This window comes from Rhodococcus sp. NPDC004095 (assembly GCF_053604015.1).
The window spans coordinates 1-14,979 of sequence record NZ_JBSGGS010000024.1; the positions used below are offsets into that span (position 1 = coordinate 1).

The 14,979-nt window shown below is 70.6% G+C and carries 12 protein-coding genes; 7 read left to right on the plus strand and 5 right to left on the minus strand.

Going from position 1 to position 14,979, the window contains the following annotated elements:
* Positions 1–160: 160 nt before the first annotated feature.
* From ACWEPG_RS27510 to ACWEPG_RS27525, 4 genes are all read left to right on the plus strand, one after another.
* Positions 161–958: a carbon-nitrogen hydrolase family protein gene (locus tag ACWEPG_RS27510; RefSeq protein ID WP_452595800.1), complete on the plus strand. Its 798-nt coding sequence runs from the start codon at positions 161–163 to the stop codon at positions 956–958.
* A 36-nt stretch (positions 959–994) separates the two neighbouring features.
* Positions 995–1,621 carry a phosphoribosyltransferase gene (locus ACWEPG_RS27515; protein WP_450117199.1) on the plus strand — a complete coding sequence of 209 codons (627 nt, stop codon included), beginning with the start codon at positions 995–997 and terminating at the stop codon, positions 1,619–1,621.
* A 181-nt stretch (positions 1,622–1,802) separates the two neighbouring features.
* Positions 1,803–3,590: an AMP-dependent synthetase/ligase gene (locus ACWEPG_RS27520; protein WP_450117200.1), complete on the plus strand. Its 1,788-nt coding sequence runs from the start codon at positions 1,803–1,805 to the stop codon at positions 3,588–3,590.
* Between the two features lie 285 nt (positions 3,591–3,875).
* A complete protein-coding gene (locus tag ACWEPG_RS27525; RefSeq protein ID WP_450116287.1) occupies positions 3,876–4,352 on the plus strand; it encodes a hypothetical protein in 477 nt (158 codons plus the stop codon).
* Here ACWEPG_RS27525 and ACWEPG_RS27530 read toward each other — a convergent pair.
* Complete coding sequence (locus ACWEPG_RS27530; RefSeq protein ID WP_450116286.1) at positions 4,349–5,098, minus strand: maleylpyruvate isomerase N-terminal domain-containing protein; 750 nt, start codon at positions 5,096–5,098, stop codon at positions 4,349–4,351. The genes ACWEPG_RS27525 and ACWEPG_RS27530 overlap by 4 nt on opposite strands.
* The gene (locus tag ACWEPG_RS27535) at positions 5,095–5,715 is read right to left on the minus strand and encodes an alpha/beta hydrolase (protein ID WP_450116285.1); all 621 of its coding nucleotides are present in this window, start codon (positions 5,713–5,715) and stop codon (positions 5,095–5,097) included. Before ACWEPG_RS27535 ends, ACWEPG_RS27530 begins: the two co-directional genes overlap by 4 nt.
* A 101-nt stretch (positions 5,716–5,816) precedes the next feature.
* On the opposite strand from ACWEPG_RS27535, the gene ACWEPG_RS27540 reads away from it, so the two are divergent.
* A complete protein-coding gene (locus tag ACWEPG_RS27540; protein ID WP_450116284.1) occupies positions 5,817–9,299 on the plus strand; it encodes a TM0106 family RecB-like putative nuclease in 3,483 nt (1,160 codons plus the stop codon).
* Positions 9,300–9,365: 66 nt separating this feature from the next.
* Here the strand turns inward: ACWEPG_RS27540 and ACWEPG_RS27545 are convergent, their stop codons facing one another.
* Both ACWEPG_RS27545 and ACWEPG_RS27550 read right to left on the minus strand, forming a co-directional pair.
* Positions 9,366–10,553 carry an amino acid deaminase/aldolase gene (locus ACWEPG_RS27545; RefSeq protein ID WP_452595801.1) on the minus strand — a complete coding sequence of 396 codons (1,188 nt, stop codon included), beginning with the start codon at positions 10,551–10,553 and terminating at the stop codon, positions 9,366–9,368.
* A gap of 89 nt (positions 10,554–10,642) precedes the next feature.
* Positions 10,643–11,284 carry a TetR/AcrR family transcriptional regulator gene (locus ACWEPG_RS27550; protein WP_450116283.1) on the minus strand — a complete coding sequence of 214 codons (642 nt, stop codon included), beginning with the start codon at positions 11,282–11,284 and terminating at the stop codon, positions 10,643–10,645.
* Between the two features lie 76 nt (positions 11,285–11,360).
* Here ACWEPG_RS27550 and ACWEPG_RS27555 point away from each other — a divergent pair, with 76 nt between their 5' ends.
* Both ACWEPG_RS27555 and ACWEPG_RS27560 read left to right on the plus strand, forming a co-directional pair.
* Positions 11,361–12,674 (plus strand): D-arabinono-1,4-lactone oxidase, encoded by a 1,314-nt coding sequence (locus tag ACWEPG_RS27555; RefSeq protein WP_450116282.1) that lies wholly within the window; start codon positions 11,361–11,363, stop codon positions 12,672–12,674.
* Between the two features lie 28 nt (positions 12,675–12,702).
* On the plus strand, positions 12,703–14,022 hold the full coding sequence (locus tag ACWEPG_RS27560) for an amidase family protein (RefSeq protein WP_452595802.1): 1,320 nt from the start codon (positions 12,703–12,705) through the stop codon (positions 14,020–14,022).
* Here ACWEPG_RS27560 and ACWEPG_RS27565 read toward each other — a convergent pair.
* Entirely contained in the window at positions 14,012–14,977 is a 966-nt protein-coding gene (locus ACWEPG_RS27565) for an adenosine deaminase (protein ID WP_450116280.1), read from the minus strand. The two genes, ACWEPG_RS27560 and ACWEPG_RS27565, sit on opposite strands and share 11 nt — an antisense overlap.
* Positions 14,978–14,979 lie beyond the last annotated feature (2 nt).

Sequence of the window (14,979 nt, forward strand, 5' to 3'; positions counted from 1 at the left end):
CGGCTGGCTGCACTTCTACAATCACCACCGACCCCACTCCGCCATCGGCGGCCAGCCACCGGTCACCAGACTGACCAACGTGCCTGGACATCACACCTAGACCGGGCGCCTCCAGGGGCCCACACCACGAAGCGGTCTCGGCCATGCGCACAATGGGCGCATGGTCGAGATCGCAGTGGCACAGTTCTCCGCGGGCACCGACAAGGGCGAGAACCACCGGGCGATACGAAACCTGGTCGGCGAGGCCGCCGCCCGCGGCGCGCAGGTGGTCGTCGCCCCCGAGTACGCCATGTACACCACGCCGCGACTCGACGCGAGCGTCGCCGAGTCCGCCGAACCCCTCGACGGACCGTTCGTCACCGGCCTGCTGGAGATCGCCGCAGAGTTCGGCGTCCACGTGGTCGCAGGCATGAACGAGACCCTCGCCGGCGACGACCACATCTCGAACACCCTCGTCGCGGCCGCACCGGACGGTGCCGTCGCCGCCGTCTACCGCAAACTGCACCTCTACGACGCCTTCGGCTACCGGGAGTCGGACGTGTTCCGCGCCGGCGAGGCCGTCGAGCCCGCCACCTTCGCCGTCGACGGACTGACCTTCGGCATGCAGACGTGCTACGACCTGCGGTTCCCGGAAGTGACGCGGCGGATCGTGGACGCGGGCGCGGACGTGCTCGCCCTGCCCGCCCAGTGGGTGCCCGGACCGCTCAAGGAGGATCACTGGACCACGCTGGTGCGGGCGCGGGCGATCGAGAACACCCTGTACGTCGCCGCCGCCGACCAGTCCGCGCGCACCGGTGCGGGCAACTCGATGATCGTCGACCCGATGGGCGTGGTGCTCGCGTCGCTGGGCGAGCAGACCGGGACCGCACGCGCCGAGGTAACCACCGCGCGCATCGCCGAGGTCCGGGAGAAGAATCCGGCGCTGACGCTTCGCAGGTTCGGGGTCGTCGAACGCTAGGGGCTGGGTCCTCCCCGGCGTAGCGTCGAAGTCGAGATGCTCTACGCCACCCGCGCCGAGGCCGGCCGCGATCTGGCCGCCTCTCTCTCGCACCTGCGCGACTCCAACCCGCTGGTGCTGGGACTTCCGCGCGGCGGTGTGCCGGTCGCCGTGGAAGTGGCGAACGCGCTGCACGGGGACCTGGACGTCATCGTGGTCCGGAAGCTGGGGTTGCCGTGGCAGCCGGAACTCGCGATGGGCGCCATCGGCGAGGGCGACGTTCGAGTGCTCAACGACGACGTCATCGCCCAGTCGGGGGTGTCCCCCACCGCACTGTCCTCGGTCGAGTCCGCCGAGCGCCGCGAACTGGACCGCCGCGTCCGGATGCTGCGCGGGGACCGTCCCCCGATCCCGATGACCGGCCGAACGGTGGTGATCGTCGACGACGGGATGGCCACCGGCGCGACCGCGGCGGTGGCCTGTCGGGTGGCGCGTGCGCAGGACGCGGCGCGAATTGTGGTCGCGATGCCGGTCTCGTCGGAGGAAGCGGTCGCCCGACTGCAGGTGGTTGCCGACGAGGTCGTGTGCCCCCTGGTGCCCCGTTGGCTCGGCGGCGTCGGCGGCGCCTACCGCGACTTCCACCAGCTCACGGACCACGAGGTCAGGACGGCACTGAAAACGTGACCTACGCCTCATTCCGGCCCCCGGCGGCACCGAAACCCACAGTTCGCGGGACCGGAAGTTACAGACAAACTGATTCGCCGGGTTCACATTCGGTCATTCCGGACAACGAACCCAGTGCATCCCACCGCGGAATGTGATCCAATGCACACCCGTACTTGTCAGTAGTCCTGGAGGGTCCACAGTGCGAGAGTTCGAAGTTCCGCAGTCGTTTTCCATTCCGGACGACGTCTCGATGGCCGACAGCGTATTCCGGTTCGAGAAGGAATGTCCGCAGCACGTCCCCTTCAAGAAGCTGGTCGGCGGCAGCTGGGTGGACGTCACCGCGGCGGAGTTCGCAGCGGAGGTCGCCGGCGTCGCGAAGGGTCTGATGGCGTCGGGTGTCGAACTCGGCGACCGGGTCGCGATCCTGTCCGCCACCCGGTACGAGTGGGTCGTCCTCGACTACGCCATCTGGACCGCGGGCGGTTGCACCGTCGCGATCTACGAGACGTCGTCGGCCGATCAGGCCCAGTGGATCCTGGAGGACTCCGCGACCGCCGTCCTGGTCGTCGAGACGGCGACGCACGCCGAGACGGTCAAGGACGTCGCCGAGGCGGCGCCCGCGTTGCGCGAGATGCTCCAGATCGAGGCCGGGGCCATCGACGAGCTGACGGCTCGCGGTGCCGCGATCACCGACGAGGCGTTGCACGAGCGCCGCGCACAGGTGAACGCCACCTCCCCCGCGACCCTGATCTACACCTCCGGCACCACCGGCCGTCCGAAGGGCGTGCAACTCACCCACAGCAATTTCAACGCCGAATGCCAGGCGGTGCAGCTCGCGTTGGCGGACGCGATGTACGAGGGCCAGCGCACGCTGCTCTTCCTGCCTCTCGCCCACGTCTTCGCCCGCGCCGTCTCCTTTGCGGCGTTCGAGTACAAGGTCACCGTCGGCCACACCTCCGACCTGACCACGCTCGTCGACCAGTTCGCGGTGTTCAAGCCGAACTTCATCCTCTCGGTTCCGCGCGTGTTCGAGAAGGTGTACAACTCGGCCAAGCAGAAGGCGGAGGACGGTGGGAAGGGCAAGATCTTCGCCAAGGCCACCGAGACCGCGATCGCCTACAGCGAGGCGCTCGAGAACGGCGGACCCGGCTTGGGTCTGAAGATCAAGCACGCCGTGTTCGACAAGCTGGTCTACGGCAAGCTGCGCGCCGCGCTCGGCGGCGAGTGCGACCGCGCAGTGTCCGGCGGCGCCGCGCTCGGCGCCCGCCTGGGCCACTTCTTCCGCGGCATCGGCGTCCCCGTCTACGAGGGCTACGGCCTGACCGAGACCAGCGCGGCGGTCACCGTCAACACCACCACCGAGCAGAAGGTCGGCACGGTCGGCAAGCCGATCAACGGGCATGCCGCGAAGATCGCCGACGACGGCGAACTCCTCGTCAAGGGACCGGTCGTGTTCTCCGGGTACTGGCACAACGACGCCGCCACCGCGGAGTCGATCAAGGACGGCTGGTTCCACACCGGCGACCTCGGATCCATCGACGAGGACGGCTTCGTCTCCATCACCGGCCGCAAGAAGGAGATCATCGTCACCGCAGGTGGCAAGAACGTCGCCCCCGCGGTCCTCGAGGACGCGCTGCGTGCGCACCCGCTGATCAGCCAGTGCCTGGTCGTCGGCGACGCGAAGCCGTTCATCGGCGCACTGATCACCATCGACCAGGAGGCACTGCCGGGCTGGCGAGAGCGCAACGGCGTCGCCGCCGACCTGCCGATCGCCGAGGTGGTCAAGCACGCCGACCTCGTCGCGGAGATCGACGCTGCGGTCGCCCAGGGCAACACCAAGGTCTCCAACCCGGAGCAGATCAAGAAGTACCGCATCCTGGACGTGGACTTCACCATCGAGACCGGGGAACTGACGCCGACGCTCAAGCTCAAGCGCAACGTCATCCACGACACCTTCGGCACCGCGATCGAGGCCCTCTACTCCTGACGGTTCCGCCCCGAGCGGGCGCCGGATGTGGCTGAATGGGTTGTTCCCGCCGAATCGTGTGGCAGGAACAACCCATTCAGCTGTTCACGAAGGAGATCGGATGCTTCCCCTGCAGGACATTCTCGTGTTCGACCCGGTGACCTCGTTCCTCAACTCCATCGCAATGACACTCGGGTCCAGCGATGCGGTGATCATGACCTAGTCGCCGCGAACACCGGAAGTACCTGCGCGCCGCGGTGGCCCACCACGAGTGGGCCACCGCGGCCGTCGGCCACAATGGCAGCCATGCCGACGAGTGAGCACCCCGACCCGCAGGACGGCCGACCATCCGGATTCGGGGACGCCTTTCCCAAGCTGCTGCTGGTGAACCCGAAGGTGGCCTCGGAGCCGCGCCTGCTGCGCGCGCTGCACCTGGCCGGGATCGCCGCCCGGCCCACCCACCGCCCCGGCGAAGACCCGAGGCTGTTCGGCGCCCGCGTCGTCGACGACCCCGGCCCCGGATGGGACGAACTGCGGCCCTGGGTCCGCGCGGTCGTCGCGTTCGGCGCGGACGCCTGGACCTCGACGCTGGGGGTGCTGTCGCTCGACGGGCCCGAGTTCGGTCACGGCGTCTCCGTGTCAGGCGACGGCGACAAACCCGTCACGGTGCTCGGATGCCTCGCCCTCGACGACCCCGCTCTCACCGACGCGACGCTCGCCGAGAGCCTGGCCACGGCGCAGGGTCTCGCCGGTCTGGCCTGGGGATGCGGGGGGAAGATCTAGATCCGCGCCGCGTCCACCATCCGGTGCGCGACGTCGACGTCGCCGAACATCTCCAGCGCGGCGAGCGGCCGGCGACGCCACACGGTCAGCAGCAGTTCCTCCGCGGTGCCGCGGACCGCGACGTCGCCCTTCGCATGTCCGGCCTCGACCCGCACCCCGTCGGGGGTGAACGTCAGCAGCCACTCGGCGTCCGGGGTGTCTGTGCCGTGCAGGTGAACCGTCTTGCCCTGCAACGCCTCCGGCATCTCGGAAAGGGCACGCGGAAGCATCAGCCGCGCCCATTCGTCGACACCGTCCGCGGCACCGTGCGCGGCGACGGCCTCGGGAGCCCGGCCACCGGCGGCGTGCACCGCGTCGGCGGCGTCCACCCTGTGCACCGCGACCTCGTGCGCCTGTCGCCGCGCCCAGAACCGGACGGTGCCGGGGCCGGTGAACGTCGGTGCGGGGCGGTCGAAGTCGTGCGCGGACAGCTCCGCGAGCAGCGCGTCGAGGGATTCGCGGTAGGCGGGCAGACAGTCGGCGCCGTGCGGCAGCGACTCGGGTTCGGCGCCGGATTCGAATGTGGCGTCCGGGCCGGCGGCCAGGGTCGCGGTCACCCATCGATGGACCCGGCCGGTGTGCCGGATCACCCGCTCCAGTGTCCACCCCGGAACCGTCGGGACCGGGGCACCCAGCGCGTCGGTCGGCATCGAGGCCAGCCGCAGCCCCTCGATCCGCAGCAAGTCGAGGTGTTCGTCGGGAGTCATGACCGCACGCTATCCCGGATGAACACCGCGACGTCGGAGGTCACGCGGCGGTGCACCGGTTCGTGCAGCAGGTCGTGACCGGCATCCTCGTACTCGCGCAGGTCCGCGCCGGGCACACCCGCCGTCCAGGTCCGGGCGCCGTCGATCGGGGCGAGCCTGTCGTCGACGCCGTGCACCACCAGGATCGGCACCCGCACCGCCGCGGCCGCGCCGGGGTCGGCGGCGGCGGATCGCGGCAGCCCGCACAGCACCACCGCCGCGAACCGGGTCGGCGCTTGCGCGAGGGCCGCGATGGTGGCGCCGGCGCCCAACGAGTGCCCCATCACCGCCAGCGGCAGGCCCGGCCGCTCGCCGGCGGCGAGGTCGGCCAGGACCAGCAGGTTCGCACCGAGATCCGCTACCGGACCGGGCTGCCCGAACTCGCCCTCGCTGAGGCCGTGGCCGACGTGATCGAGCGCCCACATCTCGATTCCCTCCGCACCGAGCGCCCGGGCGAAGCGATGGTAGTGGCCGCTGTGCTGTCCCATCCCGTGCGCGAACACCAGTCCGGCGACCGGGTCGGCGCACGGCCAGTGGCGGTAGTGGATCTGCCCGGAAACTCCAGCGAAGAACGGCACGGATCGATTATCCCGGCCGCATACGTTCCGACGAGAGCGGCCCGGGCCCCTCCCGGTGCGTGCCCGGCGCCGTGTCGGCGGTCTCTGCCATAGTCGGACCCGTGTTCCTCCTCGACGACGTGATCGTGCACAGCGCCAGCGACCTGTCGCAGGCCGCGGACTGCGAGTACACGCTGCTGCGGCGGCTCGACCGCAAGCTCGGACGTACCGAGGCGGTGACACCCGAGACGCCCGACCCGATGCTGACCCGCACGTCCGCTCTCGGCGACGCCCACGAGCAGCGGCGGCTCGGCGGATTCCGCGAGCAGTTCGGCGACGGCGTCGTCACCATCGACCACACCCGCATCGACTTCGAGGAGTTGACGCGAGCGAGCAAGGCGACGGTCGCCGCAGCCCGGGCCGGTGCCGACGTGATCTACCAGGGCACCTTCTTCGACGGACAGTTCCTCGGATTCTGCGACTTCCTGGTCCGTGGGGACGAGGGCTACCGGGTCGTGGACACCAAGCTCTCCCGGCACACCCGGGTGCCCGCGCTGCTGCAACTGGCGGCGTACGCCGACGCACTGGCCGCCGCCGGCGTCCCGACCGCGCCGACGGCGAGCCTGATCCTCGGCGACGACAGCACCATGACGTATCCACTCGGCGACATCATGCCGGTGTTCCGGCGGCGTCGCGACGCGCTGGTGCAACTGCTCGACGATCACCTGCGCAGTGGTGCGCCGGCATCCTGGGCGGAGGTTCGCAGCTGTGGACGCTGCGAGGACTGCACTCCCGAGGTCGAGCGCAGCCGCGACCTGATACTCGTCGCCGGCATGCGATCCACACAGCGGGACAAGCTGATTCGCGGCGGGATCACCACCGTCGAGTCTCTCGCCACGGCCGATCGGCCCGTCGACGGCATGAGCGCACGCACCTTCGAGTCGCTGCGCGGCCAGGCCGCCGCGCAGGTCCGCCAGGAACACAGCGGCACACCGGTGTTCGAGGTGATCGACGGCGGCACGGCCCTCGCCGGGATCCCCACCCCGGATCCGGGGGACATCTTCTTCGACTTCGAGGGCGATCCGCTGTGGGCGGAGGGCGGGTCGTCGGACTGGGGCCTGGAGTACCTGTTCGGTGTGATGGAGTCCGACGGCACCTTCCGGCCGTTCTGGGCGCACGACCGCACCGAGGAGCGCCAGGCACTGCTCGACTTTCTCGACTACGTGACCGAGCGCCGGAAACGCTTCCCGCACATGCACGTCTACCACTACGCGGCCTACGAGAAGACCGCGTTGCTGCGGCTCGCCGGGCGCTACGGTGTCGGCGAGGAGAGCGTGGACGCGCTGCTGCGCGAGAACGTCCTGGTGGACCTGTACCCGATCGTGCGGGGCGCGGTCCGGGTCGGCGCGCCGTCGTATTCGATCAAGAAGCTCGAGCCGCTGTACATGGACGAGCAGTCCCGCGAGGGCGACGTCACCAACGCCGCGGCGTCGGTCGTCGCCTACGCGGACTATTGCGCCCTGCTCGACGGCGGCCGCGACGCCGAGGCGGCGGAACTGCTGCGGGGCATCGCCGACTACAACGAGTACGACTGTCTGTCCACGCTGCGGCTGCGGGACTGGCTGCTCGGACTGGCGGCCGATCGCGATGTGCATCCGCACCCCGTGCAGCAGACGGTGGCCACGGAGATCGAGCAACCGAACCCGACCGAACTCGCACTGCGCGACTACGTCGGTGACGTGCTGGCAGGCAGGCGATCCGCCGACCAGCAGGCGGCTGCGCTGATGGCGGCCGCGGTCGGCTACCACCGGCGGGAGCGGAAACCCTTCTGGTGGGCGCACTTCGCCCGGTTGACCGCACCGACCGACGAGTGGGCCGACAACGCGGACGTGTTCGTCGCCGAGTCGGCGACCGTCACCGAGGACTGGCACAAGAGCAGCCCCCGGCAGCGCAAGCTGCGCCGGCGGGTGCGGCTCGTCGGCGCCTGGGGATCCGGATCCACCACCCGGGTCGGCGGCAAGCCGTTCGCGCTGTACGACGCGGCGACCGGGATCGGCTCCTCCGACGCGGCGGCGCGCGGCACCGTCGACGTGACGGTGGTCGAGATCGACGCGGAGACCGGGCTCGACGGCAAGCGCCGCGACGTGGTGGTCGTCGAGGAACTGCAGGGCAGCGAGCCCCACGACAGCGTGCCGATGGCGCTCGCGCCGGGGCGTCCGGTCCCGACGCAGCGCATCGAGGCCGCGATCGCCGAGCAGGCCGCATCGACCGCCGCGGCTCTGCCCACGCTGCCGGGGACCGCGGCGGTGGACATCCTTCGCCGGATCCCCCCGCGCACCCGCTCGGGCGCCCCGCTACCGGTCGCCGACCCGGATCACCGGGCACCGGCGATCGTGGCCGCGCTCCTCGACCTCGACGACTCCTACCTGGCGGTACAGGGGCCGCCGGGCACCGGCAAGACACACACCGGGGCCGGCGTGGTCGCGGAGCTGGTGACCCGGCACGGCTGGCGGATCGGTGTCGTCGCGCAGTCGCATTCGGTGGTCGAGAACATGCTCGACGCGGTGGTGCGCTCCGGCGTTCCGGGCGAGCGGGTGGCGAAGAAGCCGGGCTCGGGTCTGACCGCGGATCCGCAGTGGTCCAAGCTCGACCCGTCCGGCTTTCCCGCCTTCCTCGCCGAGCACGAGGGTGACGGCTGCGTGATCGGTGGCACCGCATGGGATTTCGCGCATGCCGACCGGGTGCCACCGGGCAGCCTGGACCTGCTGGTCGTCGACGAGGCCGGTCAGTTCGCACTGGCGAACACCGTCGCGGTCGGGATCTCGGCGCGCAACCTGCTGCTGCTCGGCGATCCGCAGCAACTGCCTCAGGTCAGCCAGGGCATCCATCCCGAGCCGGTGGATACCTCGGCCCTCGGCTGGCTGGCCGACGGGGCGGGTGCACTGCCGCCGGAACTCGGCTACTTCCTCGACGTCACCTGGCGGATGCATCCGAAGGTGTGCGCGTCGGTGTCGGACCTGTCCTACGACGGACGGCTGCATGCAAAGGAGTCGGTGACCACCGGCCGGAACCTGGCGGGTGTCGCACCGGGCGTCGGCGCGCTGCTCGTGAACCACGTCGGACGGTCGACGTCGTCCGAGGAGGAGGCCGCGGCCATCACCGCCGCGGCCGTCGCGCTGATCGGCACGCCGTGGACCGCGGCAACAGGAGAGGTGCCGCGCCCGCTCGACCAGTCCGACATTCTCGTCGTCGCGCCCTACAACGCGCAGGTGTCGCTGATCCGCACCCACCTCGCCGAGGCCGGTCTGGACGAGGTCCTGGTCGGGACGGTCGACAAGTTCCAGGGCCGGGAGGCCGCGGTGGTGTTCGTGTCGATGACCGCCTCGTCGGCGGCGGACGTGCCCCGCGGCATGGGATTCCTGCTGTCCCGGAACCGGTTGAACGTGGCCATCTCCCGCGGCAAGTGGCACGCGGTGATCGTCCGCTCCCCCGCGCTGACGGACTACCTGCCGACGACACCCGCCGGACTGACCGAGCTGGGCGCGTTCCTACGCAGCCACCCGAACATCGACCGTGACGACGAGGCAGGACGATCGCATGCGTGACGAACCGCGCGCGCGTGGGTCGCGGGCTGAGTTCCGCACCCGTCGAGCGTCAACACCCGAACGGGCTCAGCCGAAGCACTGTCCTTCGCCGCGGTAGGTGGGCACGGTGGCGACGGTGCCGTCGGCGTCGACGAGGTGCACGTCGGTGAAGCGCTCGCACAGCTCGCCGGCCTTCGCGTGCCGGAACCAGACCCGGTCGCCGATCCGCAGCGCACTGGCCGCGAGCCCGGCCACCGGGGTCTGCACCTCTCCGGCGCCCTCGTTGCGCAGCAGCTTCAACCCGGCCGGCCACACCGGCGTCGGCACACGCGACGCGCCTGCCGGGCCGGAGGCGATGTAGCCGCCGGAGAAGAGTGTCGCGATCTTCGGGGTGGGTCTGCGGACCGCCGCCAGCGCGAAGAACATCGCCGGACGCGGCGTGAACGCGCGGTACCTGTCGAACAGGGTCGGCACGAACAGTCCCGACCCGGCGGTGACCTCGGTGACCGCGGGGTCGGCGGAGCTGATCTCGAGCGAACCGGTGCCGCCACTGTTGACGATCTCGAGCCGGCCCACGACCGCGGTGATCGCGTCCACGACCGCACCGCGGCGTGTCGCCAGTTCCGCGGCGGACGCCTTCTTCACCAGCCGCACGGCGGCGCTGGCGTCCGGCAGGCCTGCGATCTGCGCCTCGTAGAACATCACGCCCACCACCGCGAAACCGCGGTCGGCGGCGGCACGGGACAGGCGCGCGGCCTCGTCGGGGGTCCGCAGCGGCGAACGCCGCACCCCGAGGTGGACGGGCCCGATCCGCAGCGAGGCGTCCACATCCAGGCACAGCCGGGCCCGCGTGGCGCCTGCGGCCGCGATCACGTCGAGATGGTCGACGCTGTCGACCATCAACGTGATCGAGTCGCGGAGCAGTGGGTCGGAGCCGAGTTCGGCCAGCGCGGCGCGGTCCACGGTCGGGTACCCCATCAGCACGTCGCGGGCCCCGGCCCGGACCAGCCAGATCGCCTCCCGCAGCGAGTAGGACATGATGCCGCGAAATCCGCCGCTCTCCGTCAGGCCCGCGCCCAGCGCCCGCTCCAGCACGGCACGGGCACGCACGGACTTGCTCGCCACCCGGATGGGGGTTCCGGATGCGCGGCGCACCAGGTCGGCGGCGTTGGCGTCGAGTGCGGTGACATCCACCGCGGCGAACGGCGGATCGAACGGGCGGGTCGCCGCGTCGAGGCGGGCGACGGTCGCGTCAAGCGTTCCGGTGGATGCCATGGCAGGTCGATCGGTGGTCGCGGTCACGGATCCAGTCAACCACCACAGTTGGACAACTGTCCATGTTTCGGCCCGTTCGCCCGCGGCCGTCAGACCTCGACGGCCTTGCGGGTCACCATCTGCACGAGGTCGTCGAGCTCGGCGATCACGGCGTCGCCGTCGCGGTCCACCAGCCACCGCAGCACGATGCCGTCGATGACGGCGAGAGCGAACCTCGCGAGATCCGGAACGGGCTCGGTCCAGCGCGTGCCGGTGTGCGCGGCGGAGGTCTCCAGGAACTCGATCGCCTCGGCGTCCATGGTCGCGTACTGATTGGATGCGATGGCCCCGGCCAGCTCGGCCCCGGCGGCCTGCTGACGCAGCCCGTAGGCGGTGATCTCATAGGTGAGCAGCTGCCGATCGGGGGTGGCCTCGATGATGGGCCACATCGCGGACAGGCCGCTGTGCAGGAGCTCCTTCAGGCCACGCACCCCGGTCTGGGCATCCTCCGCGCGCGCCTGCCCGAATGCGTACCGCAGGGCCTGGCTCAGCTGCAGAACCAGTGCCTCCCCCATCGCCGCGACGAGCGCCTCCTTGCTCTCGAAGCAGTAGTGGACGACCCCGAGGGACACCCCCGCATCCTCGGCGACGGCGCGGATCGTGACGGAGCTGACGCCGCCTCGTTCCGCGATCCCCATCGCCGATTCCACGAGTTGTGCACGTCGTTCGTCCGCAGGAAGCCGATTCAGCATCTGACGATCCTAAAACGTCCGAAGTACTTCGCGTACGAAGGTTGACCTGGACGGATGTCCAGGTAATAGTGGTGCAATGCACTCACAGACGTGGCACAACTGGGCGCACAGCGCCGGTGCCAACCCCCGGCGGTTCGCCACCCCCAGGTCCGTGGCCGAGCTGAGTTCCGAGATCGCGCGGGCGGCCACCGAAGGACTGCACGTCAAATGCGTCGGCGCCGGACATTCCTTCACCCCGGTCGCGGTGACCGACGGTGTGATGATCAGCCTCGACAATCTGCGCGGCGTCGAGTCCGTGGTGCCGGTCGGGGAGTCCGGCGCCCTGGTGACCGTTCTCGCCGGCACGCGACTTCGTGAACTGAATCCCAGACTGTGGGATCTCGGTCTTGCGATGATCAACCTCGGCGACATCGACGCGCAGTCCGTCGCCGGTGCGATCTCCACCGGCACCCACGGCACCGGCGCCCAATTCGGCGGCATCGCGACCCAGATCCGCGCCATGCAGCTGGTGCTGGCGGACGGTGCGATCGTCGACTGCTCCGCCGAAGAGAACGCCGAACTCTTCCACGCCGCACGGCTCGGCCTCGGCGCGGTCGGCGTCATCGCGAAGCTGACGCTGCAGTGCGCCAACGCCTACATGATGCGGGCGGTCGAGGCCCCTGCCCGGTTCAGCGAGACGATGGCGAACCTCGACGAGCACGTCCACGGCACCGACCACTTCGAGTTCTACTGGTTCCCGCACACCGACCGGGTGCTGACCAAGCACAACACCCGGCTCCCGCTCGACACCCCGGCCCAGCCGGTCAGCGCGATCCGCGGCTACATCGACGACGAACTGCTCTCCAACACCCTGTTCGAAGGGGTGAACAGGGTCGCCGCCCGATTCCCCACGGCCATCCCGACGATCAACAACGTGACCGCCCGGGCCCTGAGCGCCCGCGAGTACGTCGACCGCAGCTACAAGGTGTTCGCCTCGTCGCGTCGCGTGAAGTTCCGGGAGATGGAGTACGCCGTCCCTGCCGAGGCGCTGCCCGAGACGCTGCGGGAGATCGACCGCTGGATCACGGGCTCCGACTTCACCGTCGCCTTCCCGGTCGAGGTGCGGTTCGCCGCCGCCGACGACATCTGGCTCTCCACCGCCACGGGCCGGGACACCGCGTACGTGGCCGTGCACCAGTACCACCGCCGCGACCATCGCGAGTACTTCGACGCGGTCGAGTCGATCGCGAAGGCCGTCGACGGGCGCCCGCACTGGGGCAAGATGCACTCGCGCACCGCCGAGGACCTGCGTCCCACCTACGCCCACTTCGACGAGTTCCGCTCGGCTCGCGACAAGTACGACCCGGAACGAATCTTCGACAACGCCTACCTGCAGCAGGTCCTCGGTTAGCCCGGTTCGCTGGATTAGCGTCGGGGGCATGGCCCTCAGTCGTCGCTCGCTGTTGACCGCCGGCACATTCGCCGGTGCCGCACTGCTCGCCGGTTGCGGCGGCGGCACCACCGAACCGGAGGTTCCGCCACTGCCCGGCGGCGGGACGACCGCAGGCACCACACCCGCGGACCGCGCCGTCTGGCGGGTGTCCGGCGAACCGCTGGTCACCCCCACCGGACAGGGTGGGCTCGACGGCCGGGCGGTGGCGGTCTCGGACCTGTTCGCGATCGCCGGTCAGCAGATCGGCGCCGGAAACCCGCGGTGGCTCGCACAGGCGGCGCCGCAGTCGTCGACGGCCGCGGCGGTGACGTCGCTGCTCGGCGCGGGCGCGTCCATCGCGGGGCTGACCCAGACCGACGACCTCGGCTACGGGCACTCCGGGATCAACGATCACTACGGGACACCTCCGAATCCGGCTGCCGACCAGCAGCTTCCGGGCGGATCGAGTTCGGGGGCCGCGACCGCGGTGACTGCTGGTGACGCCGCGGTCGGGCTCGGTTCCGACACCGGTGGATCGGTCCGCATTCCGGCGGCCTGGCAGGGATTGTTCGCGTTCACGCCGACCCGTGGCGTCGTCCCGACCGGCGGGATGCTGCCACTGAGCCCGACACTCGACACCGTCGGATGGCTGGCCGGCGACGTCGCGACCCTCGCCTCGGCGGTCACGGCGTCCGTTCCTGCGGGGGCCGACCGGCCACTCGAGCGGGCGGTCACCTCGCCCGGCGTCAACGCGATCGCCTCCGCGGACGTGCTCGCGGCGATGACCACCGCGCTCGCCGGCTGGAAGGGCGGCGGCCTGCCGGCCCTGACCGAACAGGATCTCGACATCGGCGCACTGCCGGACTGGTACGACGCGGTCACCACCGTGATCGGCTACGAGGCGTGGAAGCAGTTCGGGGCCTTCGTCACCGAGGCGCCGTCCGCACTGAGCGGTGAGCCGCGGGACAACTTCACCGCCGCCGGGACGATCACCGAGTCGGCATACACTCGCGCCCGCGCGACCCTCGACGAGGCCGCGGTCGCGGTCACCGCCTACCTCGCCGACCGCGTCCTGGTTCTGCCGACCACCGCCACGACCGCGCCGGCGCGGACCGGCGGCACCGCGTCGGACGCCTACCGCAACGCGATGCGCTCGACCGGGATGCTCACCGCGATCGCGACCGTGGCGGGCCTACCGACCGCCACCCTGCCGGTGAAATCCACGGCGCCCGCACCCGTCGGCCTGTGCCGGGTCGCACCCGCCGGACGCGACCGGGACCTGCTGGACGTGGCCCGCCGGCTGCAGGGGTCCGGGCTCATCCGTTGAGCAACTCCGCCTTCCGCTCGGCGGTCGCGAAGGACGCCGCGATCGAGTTGCGCGCCAACTGCTCCCGCTCCTCGTCCGTCAGGCCCACCTCGGCGTGCAACCGGGTGAGATTGTCGTCCACGTAGCCGCCGAAGTAGGCGGGGTCGTCGGAGTTGACGGTGACGTGCAGGCCGCGCGCGAGCATGGCGCGGATCGGGTGGTCGGCGAGCCGGTCGATCACCCGCAGCCGCACATTCGACAGCGGGCACAGGGTCAGCGGAACCCGTTCGCGGACAAGACGCTCCACGAGATCGTCGTCCTCCAGGCAGCGGATGCCGTGGTCGATGCGTTCGACGCCGAGCAGGTCGAGCGCCTGCCGGATGTAGTCGGGCGGCCCCTCCTCCCCCGCGTGCGCGACGACGTGCAACCCGGCCGCGCGGGCCCTTGCGAACACGTCGGTGAACAGGGAGGGCGGATACCCGACCTCCGCGGAATCCAGCCCGACACCGAGCAGCGGCGCGCCACTGGCGAGCAGGTCGGTGAGCAGGGCGTCGGCCTCCGGAACGGGCCGGTCTCTGAGGATTCCCGCGATGAGCCCACTGCTGACCCCGAACTCCGCTTCGCTGCCGGCCATCGCCTCCCCCAGCCCGTCGAGCACGTCGCGCAGCGGGACGCCGCGGCCGGTGTGCGCCTGTGGGTTGAAGAAGATCTCCGCGTGCCGCACCCCCGCGGCGGCGGCCCGCGCAAAGTAGGCGCGGGCCAGGTCGGCGAAGTCCTGCGCTGTCCTCAGTACCGCCATGTTCGCGAAGTAGAGGTCGAGGAACGACTGTAGGTCGGTGAACTCGTACCGGGACCGCAGGTCGTCGAGATCGGCGTAGGGCAACTCGACCCGATTACGCTGCGCCAGTTCGAAGATCAGTTCGGGTTCGAGCGAACCCTCGATGTGCATGTGCAGTTCGGCCAGCGGGGTGGTCATCG